Raw genomic sequence first — 17535 nt, forward strand, 5'->3', positions numbered from 1 at the left:
GAAAACCCGTCCGTAAACCTCTTCCTAGCACCTGGTCCCAGTGCGGGCGAGTGCGTGATACGGGCTGTCCCGGTGCAGGTCAGGTGAGCTGTGATCGACCGTACGTCGAGGCCGCACCGGTTCGGCTACCTCCGGTGCCGGTGCAACCCTGGCCCCAGCTCGCGCGAAGGCCCGCCGTAGCGGGTGCACCGTCATCAGCGAGCAGATGCCCGCTGTCGACGGAGAGCCAATTCCCCAGGCGGAAAGGCAAGTGATTCCCCATCAGCCGCGCAGCTCGCCGAGCCGACCAGGGGGCACCGGAATTCAGGGCGGAGGACGACCCAGTGGAGCGAGCCGTTCTTGGATACTTACTGGCTTCGGCTCGTCAGGGTGACGTTGGGGGGCGAGGGTCAGGCCGGTGCCGGCTATGAAGCCGTTGAGGGTGTCGGGCTGGTACTGCGGGCGCTTGAGCCGGTTGCGGACGAGGGCTTCGAGTCGGTCGAGCGCGACCACGGCGAGGTTGGCGAGGGCGCGCTTGACGTGTGCCCAGACCCATTCGACCGTGCGGGAACGGTAGCGGGGGCTGCCTGGCGGAGACGGCGGGTTCAGGGCGGTCAGCTGACGGGTGGGAGAGCGGCGGCGGTGGCAGGGGCACCCTGCTCGATCCTCGCGAACTGCCGAACGTGGACCGGATCTCCGAGGACAGCGCGGACGACGACGCCTTCCCGCTCACGCCCGCGCAGCGCGACCAGCTGATCGTCGCCGCCAAGGACGACGGTTTCCGTGTCGTGCTGAACCGCGACGGCTACCTCGTCGTGCACGGATAGGCCGATCAGCAGGAGAGAGTAGCGACCAACTCGTCGCGGCCGTTCACCCGGATCTTGCGGTAGATGGCCTTGAGATGGTCGTTGGTCGTGTGCTGCGACAGGTCGAGGGTGTGGGAGATCTGTTTGCTGGAGCGGCCGTCCAGGACCTGGTCGATCACCGTGCGTTCCCGGGGTGTGAGGCCGTACCACGCGGCGACCGCGGGCAGGAGTTGGCCGGCACCGGCCGCCTGGATGGTGACGGCCACCTCGCCGCGTCGGGCGCCGGTCAGCAGTTGGGCCTGCAGCGCGGCGAAGCCGTGGCTGGTCGGGATGCGGCTGAGCACGGGTTCGCTCTGGCGGCGGGCGGCGGCCGCGACGTTCCAGAGGGTCAGAGAGAGGTCCTCGTCCGTGTCGAGGATCAAGTCGGGAAAGCACGTCCGGAGCCATTCGCGCCCGGTCGGGGTCGCGGAGGCGAGGCCGTCGTTCTCGTCGATGACGAGCACGCCGGGCGGCATCGCGGTGCGCAGGGGATGCGGCCTGGCGCGGCCGACGTAACCGCGCAGCGAGGCGGCCAGCGGCGCCGCGACCTGCCGCGCGTTGTCGATGTCGGCCGGGGTGAACGGCGGGCGGCGACGCTCGCGCAGCAGGATCAGCGTGCCCCAGTGCGCGGCGCGATCGACCAGGTCGAGCCGCATCTCGCTGCCCCAGCCGTCGTCGGCCATGCTGTCGAGCAGCGGCACGACGCCCGGCGGCGCGGTGGCCGTCGTGTCCCGCACCGCGACAGTTGGGCGGCTCGTGGGCCGGTCGGCGGGTCGCCGGGGCGGGTAAGGCTGCTGATCGAGCAGCCCGGCCGCCTTGATGCGGCGGAAGTGGGCGCAGCTGTAGCCCTGGTGCTCGACCAGGAAGCAGCCGACGCCGGTGACCGGATCCTTGCCGGAAAGCATGTACCCGTCGTGCGGCACGAGCCGGTGCAGCTGGCGGGCCAGCTCGCCACCGAGGTCGGCCAGGCTGTCAGCGCGTGCGGCAGCCTGCCGCGCGGCGTGGGCGACGAGCAGTGGCGCGGGCGCGGGGGACACCGCAGGAGTATCGCAACCGGCTCCCCCTAGGTCTAGGGATATGCGCCGCGTATCCCGGGGCGGACAGTGGAACTCGGCCGGGCAGTCATTGCCCTGCCGCTCACTGTCAGTCAGCAGAAGCAGAGGATGAGGAGTACTCGTGCGTCGATTCCTGGTGGTTGCCCTGTCCGTTTCCGCCCTACTCGCAGGTGGCACGGTGTCCGCCGCCGCGAGCAGCGCCGACGCGCGGTCCGCGCCGTCTGCCGCGTCACACGACGGCTGGGTGCCCGATCCGATCCCGCCGTCATATGACGCGCCCGCCGGGCTGCTGTGCGACTTCCCCGTGCACTGGGACGTGACGGTGAATCAGGTGCGCACGAAGGTCGTCGAGACCTACCCGGACGGCAAGCCCGAGCGGCAGCTGGCCACCGGTGCGCTGTTCCTCAACGTCAGCAACGCCGCCACCGGCGCGAGCACCCTCGTGGACGCCAGTGGCAGTGCTGTGATCGACTACGGCACCGACGGCTCAATGGTCTGGCACGTGGTCGGGCCGGTCATCGCGCTCGCGCCCGCGGGCCGCAGCAACCTGCCGCGCGGCCTCTACACCATCGACGGCGTCTACCGGATCGAGTACAGCGCGACCGGATTCAAGACCGTCACGCTCGTGCACGGCACTGTCCACAACCTCTGCGGCGACCTCGGCTAGTTGCTCTGACCGGGATGGTTCGCCGGATTGGTGCTGCGGGCGGTTGGAGGTGCGGCGACGTCCGTGGGTCCGACCGTTGGGGGTGTGGTGGCAGAGCCTGTCCGTGTGCGCAGGTTGACCGACCTGGCTCGCGGTCGGCGTCGCGGTCCTGGGCGCCGCGCTCGCCGCTCAGACGTGACGAGTGCTGATGGGTGCTCAGGCGGCTAGCTTCACGGGGGAGGTGGGGCAGTCCGAGCACCTCCGTCTCCTCACGGGTGGCACGATCGAAGGCCGGCCGCAGCTCGGGCCAGGTCTCCTGGGTCTCCCAGGAGAGGATGTCGGCGTTGGTCCGGCCGATCCGCGGCACCTCCGGGGCCGTCGTCGCACCGCGTCCGGCGAGCCGTATGCCCCGCGCGCAAATCGGCGAGGGTCGCCGCGCCAGCCGTGCAGCAGCAGCTCCGCGCTCTCGCGGCTTTCTCGGGTCCACGGCTATTGCTGACCAGGCGTCAGTTGACAATTACGGTATGCATACCGGAATTGCAGCAAGGGGTGCTTGCGCTCTTTGTCACAGCCGAATGGTATGTAGGTGAGTGGGTGGACCTTGGCGCTTCCGTCGTCAGGGTCCACCCACTCACCTGTTCACCCGTTACAGCTGGACCGGGAACTCCCCGGCCTTGACAGCGTCGAGGAAGCCCTGGAACGCCGCGGGCTCGAACTTCAGGACCGGGCCGCGGCCGTGCTGCTTGGTGTCGCGGACCGGGATGGCGCCGGCAGGGGTGCGGCCGACCTCGACGCAGCTGTTGCCGGCCTCGCTGCTGTAGCTGGACTTGGCCCAGCTGTAGCCGCCCTGGTCGAGGGTGGTGCCATGTTGCATGATCATCCTTTCAGTCAGCCCAACTGCTCTTGCTCTTCAGGGTTGCCTGCAAGTATGACCGGGTCGCCTGCGGGTCGAGTGCTTGGGACATCAGCAGCTCAAACTGGCGGTTGTGGCGGGCGAGCTTCGTGGGCTGGTCCTTGAAGGCCATGTCCTGTTCCGTATAGGCGACGCCGTCGCCCGGCAGGTCGCTGAACAGGTAGATGGCGAAACTGCCGGTGGTTCCGACGTGCTAGCCAGAGTTCGAACCAGCCCTCCGGCGGGTCCTCGCTGAACAGCACCTGGTTGCGCCGCTCGGCGCGCTCGAAAGCCTTGTCGAGCGGGCCGGCGGGCTGCTGGAATGGCCCGGCCCGCCCATGGTCCTGGCCTGGCCCAAGGCCTGACCCACCACAGAGTGCCGGGAGGTCTGCGGGTCCTGGGCGCACCAGGATGCACATGAGCACCGCGCTACTGGACGTCTTCGAACTCCACGTCCGCAACACCGTGTTGGGCGCGATGCGCGAGTCACTGCCAGAGCGGCGAGTGTGGCCAACCGGGATACAACGGGCCGGCTCACCGGTGTGGTCGCCGGGGGCGTAGCGGCTCCAGACGCCGCTGGTGCCGTCTGGAGGCGAGGCGGCGTGCGCACAACCGGCCGGGCTTCGCGGCGCAGTTGACGACGGTGCGGTTCCTGGGGCAGTTCATGTCTGACCCGTGGCAGGTGCCGCTGGTGGTGACAGGCTACCTGGTCAAGCAGTTGGGGATCGCTGACACCTCGGTAGCTCCAACTGGCGCTGCTGGCACTGCCGGTAGCGTGCGGAACAGCCCGCGCGGTTGCCAGGCAGCAGGTAAACTCACTGCGCAGAGGCCCACCAGGGGGGAGGGTCGCGCACCAAGGGGGAACTATGCCCGGAGGCATGACCGGAGGCTTCACCAAGGCCGTCGCAGTCCTCGCTCTCGCCGCAGGCGTCACTGCCCCGGCCGTTGGCGTGAGCATCGGCGCTGACGGCACCGCCCGCCCGTTGGCAGGAGGCGTGCACTCGACCAACAGCGCCCCGGCCCCGGCGAACATCGGCGGGGTCATCAACCGCTCCACCGTCTCCCCGGACCCGGGTGATTTCACCGGCGGGGGCGCGGTCCAGCCCGGCGGCGTGCAGCTCACCTAGGAGTAACGGACGGCCCACGCCCGCGGGTTGTGCTCCCGCTCTGTCTTCTCAGCTGGGGGCGCAGCCCGCTCGCAGGGCGCTGCCGTACAGCGGGTTGTGATCGGTGTCGAGAATGTCCGCCTCCTCGAAGCCGCCCATCAACTCCTTCGACCCTTCGACCCTTCGACCCGGCCCCGTGGTGTCCGGTGTCCATCCAGTCTGTATAGCCTCGCTGTCATGACGGCTCGCGAACCCCTCTCCACCTCCTTCACCGCCTCCAGCACAGCGGACGACGTTGTGCGGGGCGTCGACCTCACCGGCATCCGCGCGATCGTGACGGGAGCCTCCTCCGGAATCGGGATCGAGACGGCTCGCGCGTTGACCGCAGCCGGGGCGCAGGTGACGCTCGCCGTGCGGAACACGGCTGCGGGTGACGCCGTCGCTGGATCGATCGAGGGCTCGACCGGAAGGGGCCGGCCCCGAGTCGGCCGGCTGGACTTGGCCGACCAAGCCACCGTCAGCTCGTTCGTCGCCGCGTGGAGTGGCCCGCTCCACCTGTTGGTGAACAACGCGGGCGTGGTCACCGGTGGTCTCGAACGAACCCGCGAGGGATGGGAGTTGCAGTTCGCGACCAACCATCTGGGGCACCTGGCACTCGCCATCGGCCTGCACGATGCCCTGGCTCTTGGCGCGTCCGAGCGGGACGGGGCGCGGATCGTCTCGCTCAGCTCGACGGCGCACATGCGGTCCGGCGTCGACTTCGACGACCTCCACTTCGAGAAGCGTAGCTACGACCCGCAGATCGCCTACGCCCAGTCGAAGACGGCGAACTCCCTGTTCGCCGTCGAGGCGACCCGCCGGTGGGCGTCCGACGGCATCGTCGCCAACGCAGTGAACCCGGGCGGTGTCGCGACGGGTCTGCAACGGAACTTCACCACGCAGCAGCGTCAGTCGCTCGACGCGGCCGAGGCCGCCGGTGTCTTCAGGTACAAGACGGTCCAGCAGGGAGCCGCCACCACCATGGTCGCGGCCGTCGCCCCACAGTTCGCCCACTCCGGCGGCCACTACCTCGACGACTCGCGGGAGGCCTACACCGTGCCGAACGACGCCGACCTCGCGCACCATCCGCACGGCGTCAAACAATGGGCGCTCGATCCCGCTCTCGCCGAGCGCCTCTGGACGGTCTCGACCGACCTGCTGCGGGCCTGAGGCCTCCGGGCGCGCCGGCCGGGACCATCAGCGACTCGCTGCTACGCCACCTGCCCCTGCATCAGGAACCGGCCCGGCACCGGCCCCGTCCCAACGGCAGCCAGCGCTCCCGTGATCCTTCGCACGTGGTACGGCAGGCACGCGTTCGCCAACTCGCCCACGTGCACCCAGTCGTAGCCGAGCAGGTCCGGCCCCGCCACCTCCTGCGGCCGGGCCGATCCCGCATGCTCGACGCTTAGTCGGCGCACGAAGACGAAGTTGTATCCCTCCCGCGCCTCCGGCTCCCGATTCGACGGCGAGTAGTCCACCACCGCCAGGTCCGCCCCGCCGAACGGCACCGCGATGCCCAACTGCAACCGCACGATCCGCTGCACCGCGACCAACGCCGACTCGTCCGGGGCACAGTGCCCACCTGGCAGCCAACCGCAACGGCGCTCCCGCATCCGAAGGACCATCACCTGGTCGTGGTCCGGGTGCAGCAGCACCGCCTGCGCCCCGATCCGACGCGGGGGCGGGCTCACGTAGTTCGACCTGTCCATGAAGATCGTTTCCTTTCGCTCGTCACGTTGATCACTGGAGAAGACGACGGCCAATGGCCGGATCAAGGCCTCGTGTGCGTCGGGTCTGACGACGCCCGCGTGCCACGAGGGAGCAGCGGCACCTCCTCGTCCCGCATGACCCGGCGGGCCAACCCGGAGGAGATGCGCAGCGCGTCGGCCACTCCGTCCACCGAGCCCGTGCGCTCGTACAGCGCGGTCAAGTACGCCCGGCTGGGGGAGATCCAGCGCCCCTTCACCGGCCGAACCCGATCCGCCGGGTCCACCGCGCACTGATACACCCATGAGCGCGAACGAAGGCTCAGCGACCCGGCCTTGTGGAGCCCGACCGCCGTGCGCACCACGTGACCCGTGGCGCCGAACTCCCGTCGCACCGCCACCAGTCGGCCGAGGTTGCCGCGCGAGTCGGACAAGCTCGCCCCCAGTGCCGGCAGCACCTTGCCCGCCGTCACGCAGCCCCCCGCCGCGCGCAGCGGGCACGAGCACTCCAGCAGTTGGTCCTCCTGTGGCCAGGTCGCCGCGCCGTCGCGCTCCAACCAGACGTGGGTGAGGTCATCGATCTTCATGTCCCTCCTTCTGCTGCCGCCCGTCCCCGTCCGGCTCCCGCTCGGTGATGAGCCGCGCGGCCACTCGGGCGGCCACGCCCGCGTGCGGCCTCCCCGCCTTGTCGAAGGCCGCCAGAACCCGCGACCCACACCCCAACCTGCCCCTCGACCCGCCGGTACTGGACATGGCTCTCCTTGCACTCGAACTTCCAGGAACGTGAATGGCCGGTTCAACTCAGGGACGTGGCACCTGAGAAGCGATCAGAAGTGGTCCCGCCACTGCGCTCACTAGCCACTCAGCGGGATCCGGACCCGGCGCCGACCCGGTCAACCCGGCGCCGAACCCCTCGCCCCGACACCCGGACGCATCAGGTATCGCGGGCGCGCCCCCAGGAGGCAGCGCCTCCCAGGAGCCCCACACCGCCCAGCTCCATCGAATGAGCAGTGTGGGAGCCGTCAGAACGTCAGCTGAACCAGCCGCTCAGACCGTCGTCCTCGCCATCGTCAAGACCGGCGGGAAGACCGTGACGCGCAACCAACTGAGCGGTCCTCACGACGCTGTCACGCACGGCCTGCCGGTACTCCTCACTCACCATCAGCAGGGCCAGGTGCTCCCGAGGGAATGCCCGGTGATTGCGGGTGTGATCCGGTTCAACCCACAGGAACGCCCACACCTCCGGCCCGATGCCATCAAGCGGCGAACCCTCCGTCATCGCTGCCCCCTCGGACACAGAGGAGCATGGATGGCCCGAGCCCGCCGAATCGCCGAAGCGACCGCCCGATCCGAACGACCCTCCGTCGCCTCCAACGCGGCCAGACCCTCACAGGTCCGGCACTTGGTCCTCTGGGCTCTGCCGCCCGACGCAGCGCCCCAAGTCACAAGAGACCCATGTGCGCCGGCGCGATGCTCACCCACACGCGCTTGCCGGGACCGTCGTCACGGGGACCATGCCCCCACGTCAGCGCGAGCTCGTTGATGAGCCAGAGCCCCCGTCCGGACTCATCCTCCGGTTCGACCGGGCGGACCGTCGGCGGCTCGGCACTGGAGTCGCGCACCTCGATCCGCAGACACTCGCTGGATCCCTCGAACCACAAGAAGATCGGTTCATCCAACCCCGCGGACCCGTGGACAACAGCGTTCGCAATCAGCTCACTGATCACCAACTCGCCAGCAGGGCTGAACAGTTCAGAGATGGAGAATTTTCTGAGGAAGGCTCGCAGAAGCGCGCGAGCCAGGGGCGCCGCTCTCTTGCTGCTCGGAAGCCACGCCGAGCATCCGAGCGCCACCGGTTGCGAAAGCCCCGGCGGCTTTTGGTGGATCACAACCAGTTCCACGCATGGACCATTAGCATCCTGCATGTCGGCCTGCTTCCGTCAGGTTGGCCATTCCCCCGGGCCGGTAGGACGGTCGCGGGGGTCTTGCTGCACAACGGAGTGTCGCGCGCAGCGGCGAGCCGCGTGATCAGTGCGTGACACAGCGCACATGAATAGTCCACCGGTTGACTGGTCCAGTCAAGCCGAACGAGAAAAAGGCCCCTGCCAATGGCGGGGGCCTTGAAAGAGCTTGACGAGACGTCAGTTCGTCAGGCTGTACTCCTCCGTGCGAGCCCAGCGGTCGCCCGGGTTGATGCCGACCTCGTACGCCAGGGGCTTGCCATCGGCGTCGTACACCGTGTGTCGTACTTCCGAGACCGCGCTCGGCGCTTCAAGTCGCAGCAGGGCCAGGTCCTCATCGTTCGCCAGGCGCGAGCCCCACAAGTCGCGGCCGCTGTGCGGGCGACGACCGGTCTGCATCTCGATGTAGCGAGTCGTTCCTTCTCGAACCCGCTCGCGAAGCAGTAGCCGCGGGGCCGCCTCGATCACATCAGCCGTGAACCACGAGATGCTGTGAGCGCTGGGGGTCGAGCCTTCGAAGGTGAGGCGGTGCCGGCGCCCAACCTGCTCGCCCGGCTGAATGCCGAGCGCAGCCGCGACGTCGTCCGGGGCCGGAACCAGTTCCGCCGCCAAGATCTCGGCGTACTCGCCCGACGTGTAGATGTTGCCGGTCTCCACGGCCGTTCGGTAGCGCTCACCTGCGGTTCGAGCGAGTGGAGCGCGCTCGCGAACGACGCTGCCAAGGCCCTGCCGAGTCTCGATCAGACCCTCGTTCCGCAGGACCTCCAGCCCCTTGACGACCGTCGCTCGGGAGACCTTCCAACGCTCGGTCAACTCCCGCTCGGAGGGAAGTGCATCACCAGGTGACAGTTCTCCCCGCACGATACGGCCGCGCAGGTCTGAAGCGATCTGCTCATACTTCGGGAGTGCCATACCTTGCTCCTAACTTGCTCGGTGGACTGGTCCAGTAGTCATGCTCCGATACTGGGCGGCCCGGGTCAAGGCAGGCTGAATGTCAGATCGTCAGTCTGGTGGATCGTCAAGAGTGCGCTGACGCGCAGCGGCTGGGTGTAGCGGAGGGAAGCTTGGTGCTGGTGCGCTGGTCGGCGGGCTCGTTCCCGCTAGGGGCGTCGGTGACTACTCCGAGAGTTTCGAGCGTCATCCCGAAGCCGTGCGTCCGCTATTGACTGCCTGCCATCATCTACGGATGGAGGCGCGCTCTCGCGGGGCGCATCCATCGATCTGATTGGACAGCGCGGAAGGAGCTCCCGTGACCCCCACCCCTGAGTGGTTCAAGTCCAGTTACAGCAGCAACGGCGGTGCGTGCGTCGAGGTGGCCGCCAACATCCTCGGCTCCGTCCCCATCCGGGACTCGAAGGATCCCGAGGGGCCGGCGCTGACCTTCGGCGCCGAGGGGTTCGCCGCGTTCATTCACGGTGTGAAGAAGGGTGTCTTCGGCACCGCCTGACATGCCGCAGCCCCGTGACGGCGGCCTGGCCGGTGGTGCGTCGTCCTCTGTGAGTCTGTCGCGCAGTGCCGGTGCCTGTGGTGGTGGGCCACCCGGGGGCCGGCTCTGCCGCGGACTGAAAGGCCAAAGCGTGACGGTCCGTCGGCTTGCTCCGGCGGGCCGTCAGCTGTCTGTGCGTCAGAAGCCTGCCTTGCGGTTCTCGGGGTCCTGGGCTGCGCGTTGAGGCGCTGAACAGCAGGCCGGATCCCCGAGCGGATCGGCTGGGAAAACCGGTGTCGGGCGAATGGATCAGGGTGGTAGAAGTACCGCCGTGCACAAGACCCTGGAGTTTCCCGATCTGCTGCGGCTGATCGACGACCGTTCAACCGCCTTCCGTGCTGCGATCGCTGTCGCGCCCAGCCTCGACCTGCCCGTGCCGACCTGCCCCGAGTGGACGCTGTTCGACCTGGTGCAGCACATCGGCGAGGGCCGCCGTCGCTGGGCCGCCACCGTCGCTGCCGGGCCGGACGCCACGTCCAGGACCCCGGCCCAGGGTGACGCGGTCGCGCCGCGGGAGCGCGAGGGCGTGTTGGCCTGGCTGGCCGGCTCGACCGAGCTCATGCTGGCGGCCTTGCGGGAGGCCGGTCCGGACCAGGGCTGCTTCACCGGCTGGGGTGTCACGCAGACGCCGCACACTGCCGGTGGCGTCGCCCGGCACCAGGTCCAGGAGATCGCGGTGCACACCTATGATGCCCAACGCGCCGTGGGCGAGTCGGTCGCACTGCCTGTCGAGCTGGCGCTCGACGGTGTCGAGGACAGCCTGTTCATCGCCAGCTTCACGAGGAGTGCCTGGCCGCACAAGCCCACCGCCTTCGACCTTCACGCCACCGAGGGCCGATCCTGGCGCCTCACGGTGGACGGCGACGGTGCACGGACCACCCGGCTGCCCGCCACCGGGGAAGCCCCGGAAGCGGCGGGCTTCTCCATTCGCGGCACGGCCAGTGATCTGGTCCTCTGGCGGTACGACCGCATTTCGCTGGACTCCCTGCAACTCGACGGGGATCCGGAGCTGCTCGACCAGCTCTACGCCTGGGAACCGGAGGACTGGGCGTGATGGTAGGCCACCGCGCACAAACCTGTCGCTGAAGCGGTGCGGTACCCGGTCACAGGCGGGTTCACCTGGCGGGCGATGCCCGTGGGCATTGACAGCCCGCCGGCTTTCGCCGACGGGCCGTCAACCACCCGTGTGTCAGAAGCCCGCCGTGCGGTCCTCGCTGCGCGGGTCGGCGGGCCCGGGCCCGTCGGGGACGGTGGAGCGCGACTCGCGGCGCCACGGGCGGGCGAGGGTGACGGCGATGGCGGCGGCCTCGCAGGCGTCGTCGAGGTCGACCACCGTGACGGCCGGGGAGCCGTCGGCGGGGCAGCGGTCGAGCCAGTCGCCGCCCGGGGCGGCGACGCCCGACGGTGCGGTGGGGCTGTGCTCGGCGGGGACCGAGAGGCTGACCCAGAGGCTGTTGTTGGCGGCGTGGCCCAGGGTCTGGGCGGCGGGGTTGCCGGGGGAGACGCCGGTGGTGGAGAGCAGCACGCAGTCCACGCCCAGGGTCTCGTACTCGGCGAACAGTTCCGGGTAGTGGATCTCCATGCCGAGCAGGCAGCCGAACCGGACGCCGTCGACCTCGAAGACCACCGGCGACCGGCCCGGGGAGTACAGGAACGAGGCCTTCGTCTTCGACAGTCGGCGCTCGTCGTAGCGGGTGGCCACCGCGCCCTCGTCGGAGACCACGTACATGCTGTTGTGCGGGCGGCTCGGCCCGGTCAGGCGGTGGACGGAGGGGATGACGGTCCACAGGCGCAGCTCGCGGGCCAGGTCGGCGATGGCGGCCAACTCGGCGCGGGCGGCGGTCCACTGGTAGCGGTCCCAGTCGGCCGCGCCGATCGTCTCGGGGCCGGTGGCGGACATGACGTGCTTGCCGGGGAAGCAGATCGCGCCCTCCGGGAACTGCACGAGCCGCGCGCCCCGCTCGCTCGCCTCCCGCATCAGGGCGCGGACCTGACGGCCGCTCGCCCGCAGCGCGTCGACGTCGCGGGGGTCCTCGGTCACGGGGGTCTGCGCGACGGCGAGCCGCAGCGCCGCGGGGCGGCCGGCGCCGGCCGCGGGGGAGGGCGTCGGGCGGAAGTGCCGCAGGGCGGCGGTGTAGGACTCGCCGGTCTTGGCGGCGCGGGCGCGCACCTGGCGCTTGAAGTTGCGATGGGCTGTCATGGCTGCCTTCCACGCCCCTGGGCGATGGCTCCCCGGCAACCCCGCCCGAGGCGATCGGGCTGCGACAGCGACCTGAGACCCTGGTCCCTTTGCCTCCACCGGGAGACCGTGCCGGGGACGGTCGTGGGAGGTTCGGCGTAGGCCACGCCTTCGCCCACGATGATGCCGCTGTCGGGGCGGGGAGCGCAAGCAAGCACGGAAAACCGCGTGTCCGCGCGCGGCTGACAGTGCGACACTCCGCGCCGTGACGACAACCGAACCCGAGCTCAGTGAACTGGACTACCTGCGGGAGATCGAGCGCCTCGCCTACCGGATCGGGGTGGAGGCCTCCAACGAGGGCTGGCTCTCCTTCGCCCCCGATCCGGCGGACGCCACCGCGCTGCAGCGCAGCGTCAACGCGCTGGCGCGGGCGACCCGGCACTACCACTTCGAGGGCGACGGCTGCCTGGAGGAGGAGCGCCCGCTGGTCAGGCTGGCGGGGGCCGGCCTGTTCAAGCCCGGGGTGATGCCGGCCGGCGTGGACGAGAGCTACGAGGAGGCGTGCGCGCGGATCGGCGTCGAGGCCCGGCCGCAGGGCTGGGCGTTGTGGAACACCTGGGACGAGGACCGCCGGGCGGTGACCATGGTGGTGACGGCCGTCGAGACCACCGAGGGCCTGTTCCGGAACTGGGCGCTCGGGCGGGCCCTGGACCCGGTGGTGCCGCTGCCCTCCCAGGTCGCCCTGGTCCGCACGGGGTGGATCGGGCCGATCACCTTCTCGCCCCGGGGCGTGCGGCGCACCGGGCGCGGCGGGCAGCCGCTCTCCTGAGCGCCGCTTTCCTGAGCGCCGCTTTCCTGAGCGCCGCTTTCCTGAGCGCCGCTCTCCCGACTACCGCGCGAGAGTGCCCGTTCCTCCTTGAGGAGGAGGTTTCCCGCCCCCGGGCACCGCCGTTCCTCCCCTCGACCGAGGAGCCGGGGGCCCCACCGCTCGTAGCGTCGTCGGTATGGGGAGAGAGGGCAACTCATGATCGAGGCAAGGGAACTCACCAAGACGTACGGCACCTTCGCCGCCGTCAACGGCATCGACTTCCAGGTCCGGCCCGGGCAGGTCACCGGGTTCCTCGGGCCGAACGGCGCGGGCAAGTCCACCACGATGCGGATGATCCTCGGGCTCGACCTGCCGACCTCCGGGACGGTCACCGTCGACGGGCGCCGCTACCAGGGCAAGGTGTGGCCGCTGCACGAGGTCGGCGCGCTGCTGGACGCACGGGCCGTGCACCCGGGCCGGTCCGCCTACGACCACCTGCACAGCCTGGCGGCGGCCAACGGGATCGGGCGCCGGCGGGTCGACGAGGTGCTGGAGGAGGTCGGCCTGGCGTCGGTGGCGCGCCGGCGGGCCGGCGGCTTCTCGCTGGGCATGTCGCAGCGGCTCGGCATCGCGGGCGCGCTGCTCGGGGACCCGGGCACGCTGCTGTTCGACGAGCCGGTGAACGGGCTGGACCCGGACGGCATCCACTGGATCAGGAGCCTGATGCGCTCGCTGGCCGCCGAGGGGCGCACGGTGCTGGTGTCCAGTCACCTGATGAGCGAGATGGCGCTGACGGCGGATCACCTGCTGGTGATCGGCCGGGGCCGGCTGCTCGCGGACACCGCGCTGCCCGACCTGATCGAGCGCTTCTCGGCCGGCCGGGTCGAGGTCCGGGCAGCTGAGCCGCAGCGGATGGCGGGGGACCTGCGGGCCGCCCGGGCCCAGGTCACCCTGGAGCCGGACGGCACGCTGGTGGTGCTCGGCCTGCGGTCGCGGCGGATCGGCGAGCTGGCCGCCGAGCACGGCCACGTGCTGCACCAACTGCACGACGTGAGCGCCTCGTTGGAGGAGGCGTACTTCCGGCTGACCGGGGAGAGCGTGGAGTACCGGGCGCCCGCGGCGGTGGCGGCGTGAGCGCGCGGGCGGAGGCCCGACGCACGGCCCCGCGCGCCGGAATCCCGTGGGGGATGCGGCTGGGCGCCACCGCGCAGAGCGAGTGGATCAAGTTCCGCTCGGTGCGCTCCGCACCGGCCGTGCTGCTGGCCACCGGCGCGACCCTGCTGCTCGGCGCCTGGCTGGTCTGCGCCGGCTACCGCAGCGGCTGGGCGGGCATGTCGGCGGCCGACCGGGCCTCCTTCGACCCCGTGTACGCGAGCCTGCGCGGCATCGAGCTGGCCCAGCTGTTCACCGGGGCGCTCGGCGTGCTGACCGTGACGGGGGAGTACACCAGCGGGCAGATCCGCACCACCTTCGCCGCGACGCCGCAGCGGGTCCAGGTGGTGGCCCTGAAGGCGCTGGTCTTCGGCGCGGTGGTGTGGAGTTGGAGCACGGTGCTGGCCTTCGCCGCCTTCTTCCTCGGGCAGGGGCGGCTGTCGGCACCGGCGACGCACGCCGCGCTCGGCGACGCGGGCGTGCCGACGGCCGTCTTCGGTGCGGGCCTGTACCTGGCCGCCACCGGACTGCTCGGCCTCTTCCTCGGCGTCCTGCTGCGGCGCACCTCGGCCGCGTTGGCCGCGCTCTTCGGGGTGCTGCTGATCCTGCCGGTCGCCGCCTCGATGCTCCCGGGCAGCCTCGGTGACCGGATCGGCGAGTACCTGCCGAGCAACGCGGGTGAGGAGATCTGGATGCTGAACCACGACGGGCCCTACGCGCTCGGCGCCTGGCCGGGCTTCGCCGTGCTGGCCGGGTGCGTGGCGGCCGTGGCCGCGGCCGCGATCGTGCTGATCCGCAGGAAGGACGCCTGATGAGCCACCTCACACACCCCGTACCCGCACGCCCCACCGCCGCACCCCGCGCGCGGGCCGCGCTGGCCGCGGAGTGGATCAAGCTGCGCTCGCTGCGCTCCATGGTCGCCACGCCCCTGCTCGCCCTGCTGTGCTGCGTCGGCCTGGCCGGGCTGGTCTGCGACAGCTACGTGGTGAACTGGCCGCACCTGGACGCCGCGCGCAAGGCCGCCTTCCAGCCGCTCGACGTCAACCTCGGGTTCGTGCAGATCGGGATCCTGTTCTTCGGGGTGCTGGGCGCACTGGTGGTGACCAGCGAGTACGGCAACGGGCTGATCCGCACCACCTTCGCGGCCACCCCGCAGCGCGGCCTGGTGTTGGCCGCGAAGACCGTGCTGCTCACCGCGATCGCGCTGGTCACCGCCACGGTGATCTGCCTGACCGCCTTCCTGGTAGGTCAGGGCGAGCTCTTCGGCTACACCCCGTCCACCACCCTCGGCGAGCCGGGAGTGCTCGGGCACCTCGTGGGCGCCGTCGGGTACTTGACGGCGGCCGGCCTGATCGGGCTGTTCATCGGGGTGCTGGCGCGCAGCACGGGGGTGGCGATGTCCGGGGTGTTCGGCCTCCTGCTGGTGCTGCCGACCATGGTCAACAACCTGCCGCGCAACGCGGTCTGGCGGCACACCGTGCCGTACCTGCCGTCGAACCTGGGCAACGCGCTCTGGCACTCGCACACCGGCGGCCTGGTGAGCCAGTCCACCGCGGCGCTGGTGCTCCCGCTCTACCCGCTGCTGCTCGGCGCGCTGGCGGCGCTGGCGCTGCGCAGCCGGGACGCCTGACCAGCCCGTGATCTGATGGACCGTCAGGGTTTGGGCAGGGGAAGGATGCCGGGCATGGGAGTGTGGCCGAGCGGGCGCCGGGCCCGGGCCGTCGACTGGAGCGTGTGCCTGCTCGCGGGAGCCGTCTCGGCCGCCGGCTCGACGGACCGGATGGCGGCCTGGCTGCCGAACGGGGCGGTCGTCCCGCTCGCCGCCGTGCAGGGGCTCGCGCTGCTCGGGCGGCGGCGGGCCCCGACGGCCGTGCTCGCCGTGACCACGGTGGTCGGGGTACTCCTGACCGCCGCCGGCTACCCGGCCGGTGCGGCCTGCGTCGCGACCTGCTGCGCGGCCTACGCCTTCGCCGCCCACCGGCCGGGCGGCGACCCGCACGAGCCGGGAGAGCTGGTCCGGCGGGCGGCGGCGGTGCCGGCCGCGGCGCTGGCGCTCACCCTCGCCGCGCTGGCGCCGGACGCCCGCCCGCTGGCCGGATTCTGGAGCCGGCTCACCGTGGCCGTGCTGATCGGCGCCTGCTGGGTGCTCGGCTACGCCGTGCGCACCCGGCGAGCCTACATCGCCGGGCTGGAGGAGCGGGCGGCCCGCCTGGAGGCCGAGCAGGGCGCCCGGGCGGCGCGCGCGGTGGCCGAGGAGCGGCTGCGGATCGCCCGGGAGCTGCACGACGTGATCGGCCACTCGATCAGCCTGATCGGCATTCAGGCCGAGGCCGCGGCCCGCTCGGCGCGCACCGACCCGCAGGTCGTGCCCGAGTACCTGGCCCGGATCTCGACGGCCAGCCGGCAGGCGCTCGCCGAGATGCGGCACGTGCTGGCCGTGCTCCGCCCCGAGGCGGATCCGCAGGCGGACGCGGAGCCGGGCGCGGGGCCGGACGCCGGGGACGGGCTGAGCCCGCAGCCCGGCCTCGCCGAACTTGCCGGGCTGGCGGAGCGGCTGACGGCCGGCGGGCTGCGCACCCGGCTCGACCTGGAGCCGCTGGACGTGCCGCCGGGGCTGGGCCTGACGGTGTACCGGATCGTGCAGGAGGCGCTCACCAACGTGCTCAAGCACGCCGGCCCCGCCGCCGGAGCCGGGGTCACCGTCGCGCGCAGCGGCGATGCGGTGCGGGTGTCGGTGCTCGACGACGGCGCGGGACCGCCGGGCCGGGCGGCGGGCTCCGGTGCGCACGGCCTGCTCGGGATGCGCGAGCGGGTGGCCGCCTACGGCGGCACCCTGCGCACCGGCGCCCGACCCGGCGGCGGCTTCGAGGTCGAGGCCGTCATCCCACTGCCGGAGGAGGCCCGGTGACGACCCGAGGAGAGCCGGCGACCGGCCGAGGAGACGCGGCGACGATCAGTGTGCTGGTCGCCGACGACCAGGCCCTGGTGCGCCAGGGCCTGCGCGCGATCATCGACTCCGAGCCGGGCCTCACCGTGGTCGGCGAGGCGGCCGACGGCGCCGAGGCGGTCGAAGCGGTGCGGCGGCTGCGCCCGGACGTGGCGCTGATGGACGTCCGGATGCCCCGCCTCGACGGGGTCGCCGCCACCCGGGCGCTGCTGCGCGCCGCCGCGCCGCCGCCGACCCGGATCCTCATCCTGACCACCTTCCACCTGGACGAGTACGTCACCGACGCGTTGCAGGCCGGGGCCTCCGGCTACCTGCTGAAGGACGCCACCGGCGACCAGCTGGTGGAGGCGGTCCGGGTGGTCGCCGCCGGCGAGGCGATGCTCGCGCCCACCGTCACCCGGCGGCTGCTGGAGCGGATGGCGCAGCAGTCGGCCGGGCTCGCGGACGGCGGGGAGCGGATCAGGGGCCTGCTCTCGGCCCGCGAGGTGGAGGTGCTGCTGCTGGTCGCCCGGGGGCTGTCGAACGCCGAGATCGCGGCCCGGCTGTACCTTGCCCAGACCACGGTGAAGAGCCACGTGCAGGGCGTGCTGGCCAAGCTCGGGGTGCGCGACCGGCTCCAGGCGGCGGTGCTGGCGTACGACTCGGGCCTGGTCAGGCCGGGTGGGGGTCGCTCCCCGGGCCCGTGAGCCGGCGCGAGCTGACGCGAGCTGACGTGAGCCGGGGGGATTCCCGTT

20 protein-coding genes and 3 pseudogenes are annotated in these 17535 nt (G+C 71.3%); 13 read left to right on the forward strand and 10 right to left on the reverse strand.

Annotation, left to right across the window (positions count from 1 at the left end; genetic code table 11):
- Positions 1-366 precede the first annotated feature (366 nt).
- Positions 367-540, reverse strand: a pseudogene (locus tag FHX73_RS46560) (IS630 family transposase); the annotation flags it as partial.
- 122 nt (positions 541-662) lie between these two features.
- Here FHX73_RS46560 and FHX73_RS45040 point away from each other — a divergent pair.
- The gene (locus FHX73_RS45040) at positions 663-806 is read left to right on the forward strand and encodes a hypothetical protein (RefSeq protein WP_170305139.1); all 144 of its coding nucleotides are present in this window, start codon (positions 663-665) and stop codon (positions 804-806) included.
- A gap of 5 nt (positions 807-811) precedes the next feature.
- Here the strand turns inward: FHX73_RS45040 and FHX73_RS46565 are convergent, their stop codons facing one another.
- Positions 812-1861: a helix-turn-helix transcriptional regulator gene (locus FHX73_RS46565; RefSeq protein WP_145909066.1), complete on the reverse strand. Its 1050-nt coding sequence runs from the start codon at positions 1859-1861 to the stop codon at positions 812-814.
- A gap of 262 nt (positions 1862-2123) precedes the next feature.
- Here FHX73_RS46565 and FHX73_RS30245 point away from each other — a divergent pair, with 262 nt between their 5' ends.
- On the forward strand, positions 2124-2546 hold the full coding sequence (locus tag FHX73_RS30245) for a hypothetical protein (RefSeq protein ID WP_145909067.1): 423 nt from the start codon (positions 2124-2126) through the stop codon (positions 2544-2546).
- A 625-nt stretch (positions 2547-3171) separates the two neighbouring features.
- Here FHX73_RS30245 and FHX73_RS30255 read toward each other — a convergent pair.
- Entirely contained in the window at positions 3172-3399 is a 228-nt protein-coding gene (locus tag FHX73_RS30255) for a DUF397 domain-containing protein (protein ID WP_145909068.1), read from the reverse strand.
- 10 nt (positions 3400-3409) lie between these two features.
- Positions 3410-3619 (reverse strand): annotated as a pseudogene (locus tag FHX73_RS45045) (Scr1 family TA system antitoxin-like transcriptional regulator); the annotation flags it as partial.
- A 384-nt stretch (positions 3620-4003) separates the two neighbouring features.
- Here FHX73_RS45045 and FHX73_RS47535 point away from each other — a divergent pair.
- The 3 genes and pseudogenes from FHX73_RS47535 to FHX73_RS30270 form a co-directional block, all read left to right on the forward strand.
- Positions 4004-4156: pseudogene (locus FHX73_RS47535) on the forward strand (DUF4158 domain-containing protein); the annotation flags it as partial.
- Positions 4157-4295: 139 nt separating this feature from the next.
- Positions 4296-4544 carry a hypothetical protein gene (locus FHX73_RS30265; protein WP_145909069.1) on the forward strand — a complete coding sequence of 83 codons (249 nt, stop codon included), beginning with the start codon at positions 4296-4298 and terminating at the stop codon, positions 4542-4544.
- 216 nt (positions 4545-4760) lie between these two features.
- Positions 4761-5732, forward strand: coding sequence for an SDR family NAD(P)-dependent oxidoreductase (locus FHX73_RS30270; protein ID WP_145909070.1), 972 nt, complete (start codon positions 4761-4763; stop codon positions 5730-5732).
- A 41-nt stretch (positions 5733-5773) separates the two neighbouring features.
- Here FHX73_RS30270 and FHX73_RS30275 read toward each other — a convergent pair whose 3' ends face one another.
- From FHX73_RS30275 to FHX73_RS30295, 5 genes are all read right to left on the reverse strand, one after another.
- Positions 5774-6271, reverse strand: a complete 498-nt coding sequence (locus FHX73_RS30275) for an NUDIX domain-containing protein (RefSeq protein ID WP_145909071.1) — start codon at positions 6269-6271, stop codon at positions 5774-5776.
- A gap of 62 nt (positions 6272-6333) precedes the next feature.
- Positions 6334-6855: a hypothetical protein gene (locus FHX73_RS30280; RefSeq protein WP_145909072.1), complete on the reverse strand. Its 522-nt coding sequence runs from the start codon at positions 6853-6855 to the stop codon at positions 6334-6336.
- Between the two features lie 443 nt (positions 6856-7298).
- Complete coding sequence (locus FHX73_RS30285) at positions 7299-7547, reverse strand: hypothetical protein (RefSeq protein ID WP_145909073.1); 249 nt, start codon at positions 7545-7547, stop codon at positions 7299-7301.
- 163 nt (positions 7548-7710) lie between these two features.
- Positions 7711-8169 (reverse strand): ATP-binding protein, encoded by a 459-nt coding sequence (locus FHX73_RS30290; protein WP_170305141.1) that lies wholly within the window; start codon positions 8167-8169, stop codon positions 7711-7713.
- 240 nt (positions 8170-8409) lie between these two features.
- Positions 8410-9141: a GntR family transcriptional regulator gene (locus FHX73_RS30295; protein WP_145909075.1), complete on the reverse strand. Its 732-nt coding sequence runs from the start codon at positions 9139-9141 to the stop codon at positions 8410-8412.
- A 337-nt stretch (positions 9142-9478) separates the two neighbouring features.
- Between FHX73_RS30295 and FHX73_RS30300 the strand changes: the two genes are divergently transcribed.
- Both FHX73_RS30300 and FHX73_RS30305 read left to right on the forward strand, forming a co-directional pair.
- The gene (locus tag FHX73_RS30300; protein ID WP_145909076.1) at positions 9479-9676 is read left to right on the forward strand and encodes a DUF397 domain-containing protein; all 198 of its coding nucleotides are present in this window, start codon (positions 9479-9481) and stop codon (positions 9674-9676) included.
- A gap of 310 nt (positions 9677-9986) precedes the next feature.
- Positions 9987-10769, forward strand: a complete 783-nt coding sequence (locus tag FHX73_RS30305; protein ID WP_170305142.1) for a maleylpyruvate isomerase family mycothiol-dependent enzyme — start codon at positions 9987-9989, stop codon at positions 10767-10769.
- A gap of 135 nt (positions 10770-10904) precedes the next feature.
- Here the strand turns inward: FHX73_RS30305 and FHX73_RS30310 are convergent, their stop codons facing one another.
- A complete protein-coding gene (locus FHX73_RS30310; RefSeq protein ID WP_145909078.1) occupies positions 10905-11915 on the reverse strand; it encodes a carbon-nitrogen hydrolase family protein in 1011 nt (336 codons plus the stop codon).
- Positions 11916-12159: 244 nt separating this feature from the next.
- On the opposite strand from FHX73_RS30310, the gene FHX73_RS30315 reads away from it, so the two are divergent.
- The 6 genes from FHX73_RS30315 (at position 12160) to FHX73_RS30340 (ending at position 17487) form a co-directional block, all read left to right on the forward strand.
- Positions 12160-12723, forward strand: a complete 564-nt coding sequence (locus FHX73_RS30315) for a hypothetical protein (RefSeq protein WP_145909079.1) — start codon at positions 12160-12162, stop codon at positions 12721-12723.
- Positions 12724-12918: 195 nt separating this feature from the next.
- Complete coding sequence (locus FHX73_RS30320; protein ID WP_145909080.1) at positions 12919-13836, forward strand: ATP-binding cassette domain-containing protein; 918 nt, start codon at positions 12919-12921, stop codon at positions 13834-13836.
- Positions 13833-14666 (forward strand): ABC transporter permease, encoded by an 834-nt coding sequence (locus FHX73_RS30325; RefSeq protein ID WP_145909081.1) that lies wholly within the window; start codon positions 13833-13835, stop codon positions 14664-14666. Before FHX73_RS30320 ends, FHX73_RS30325 begins: the two co-directional genes overlap by 4 nt.
- A complete protein-coding gene (locus FHX73_RS30330; RefSeq protein WP_145909082.1) occupies positions 14666-15484 on the forward strand; it encodes an ABC-2 transporter permease in 819 nt (272 codons plus the stop codon). Before FHX73_RS30325 ends, FHX73_RS30330 begins: the two co-directional genes overlap by 1 nt.
- A 54-nt stretch (positions 15485-15538) precedes the next feature.
- Positions 15539-16762, forward strand: coding sequence for a sensor histidine kinase (locus FHX73_RS30335; protein WP_170305143.1), 1224 nt, complete (start codon positions 15539-15541; stop codon positions 16760-16762).
- Positions 16759-17487: a response regulator transcription factor gene (locus FHX73_RS30340; RefSeq protein WP_170305144.1), complete on the forward strand. Its 729-nt coding sequence runs from the start codon at positions 16759-16761 to the stop codon at positions 17485-17487. The genes FHX73_RS30335 and FHX73_RS30340 overlap by 4 nt, the downstream gene beginning before the upstream one ends.
- The last annotated feature ends 48 nt before the right edge of the window (positions 17488-17535 follow it).

Source organism: Kitasatospora viridis (assembly GCF_007829815.1).
In the GTDB taxonomy this organism is placed as follows: domain Bacteria; phylum Actinomycetota; class Actinomycetes; order Streptomycetales; family Streptomycetaceae; genus Kitasatospora; species Kitasatospora viridis.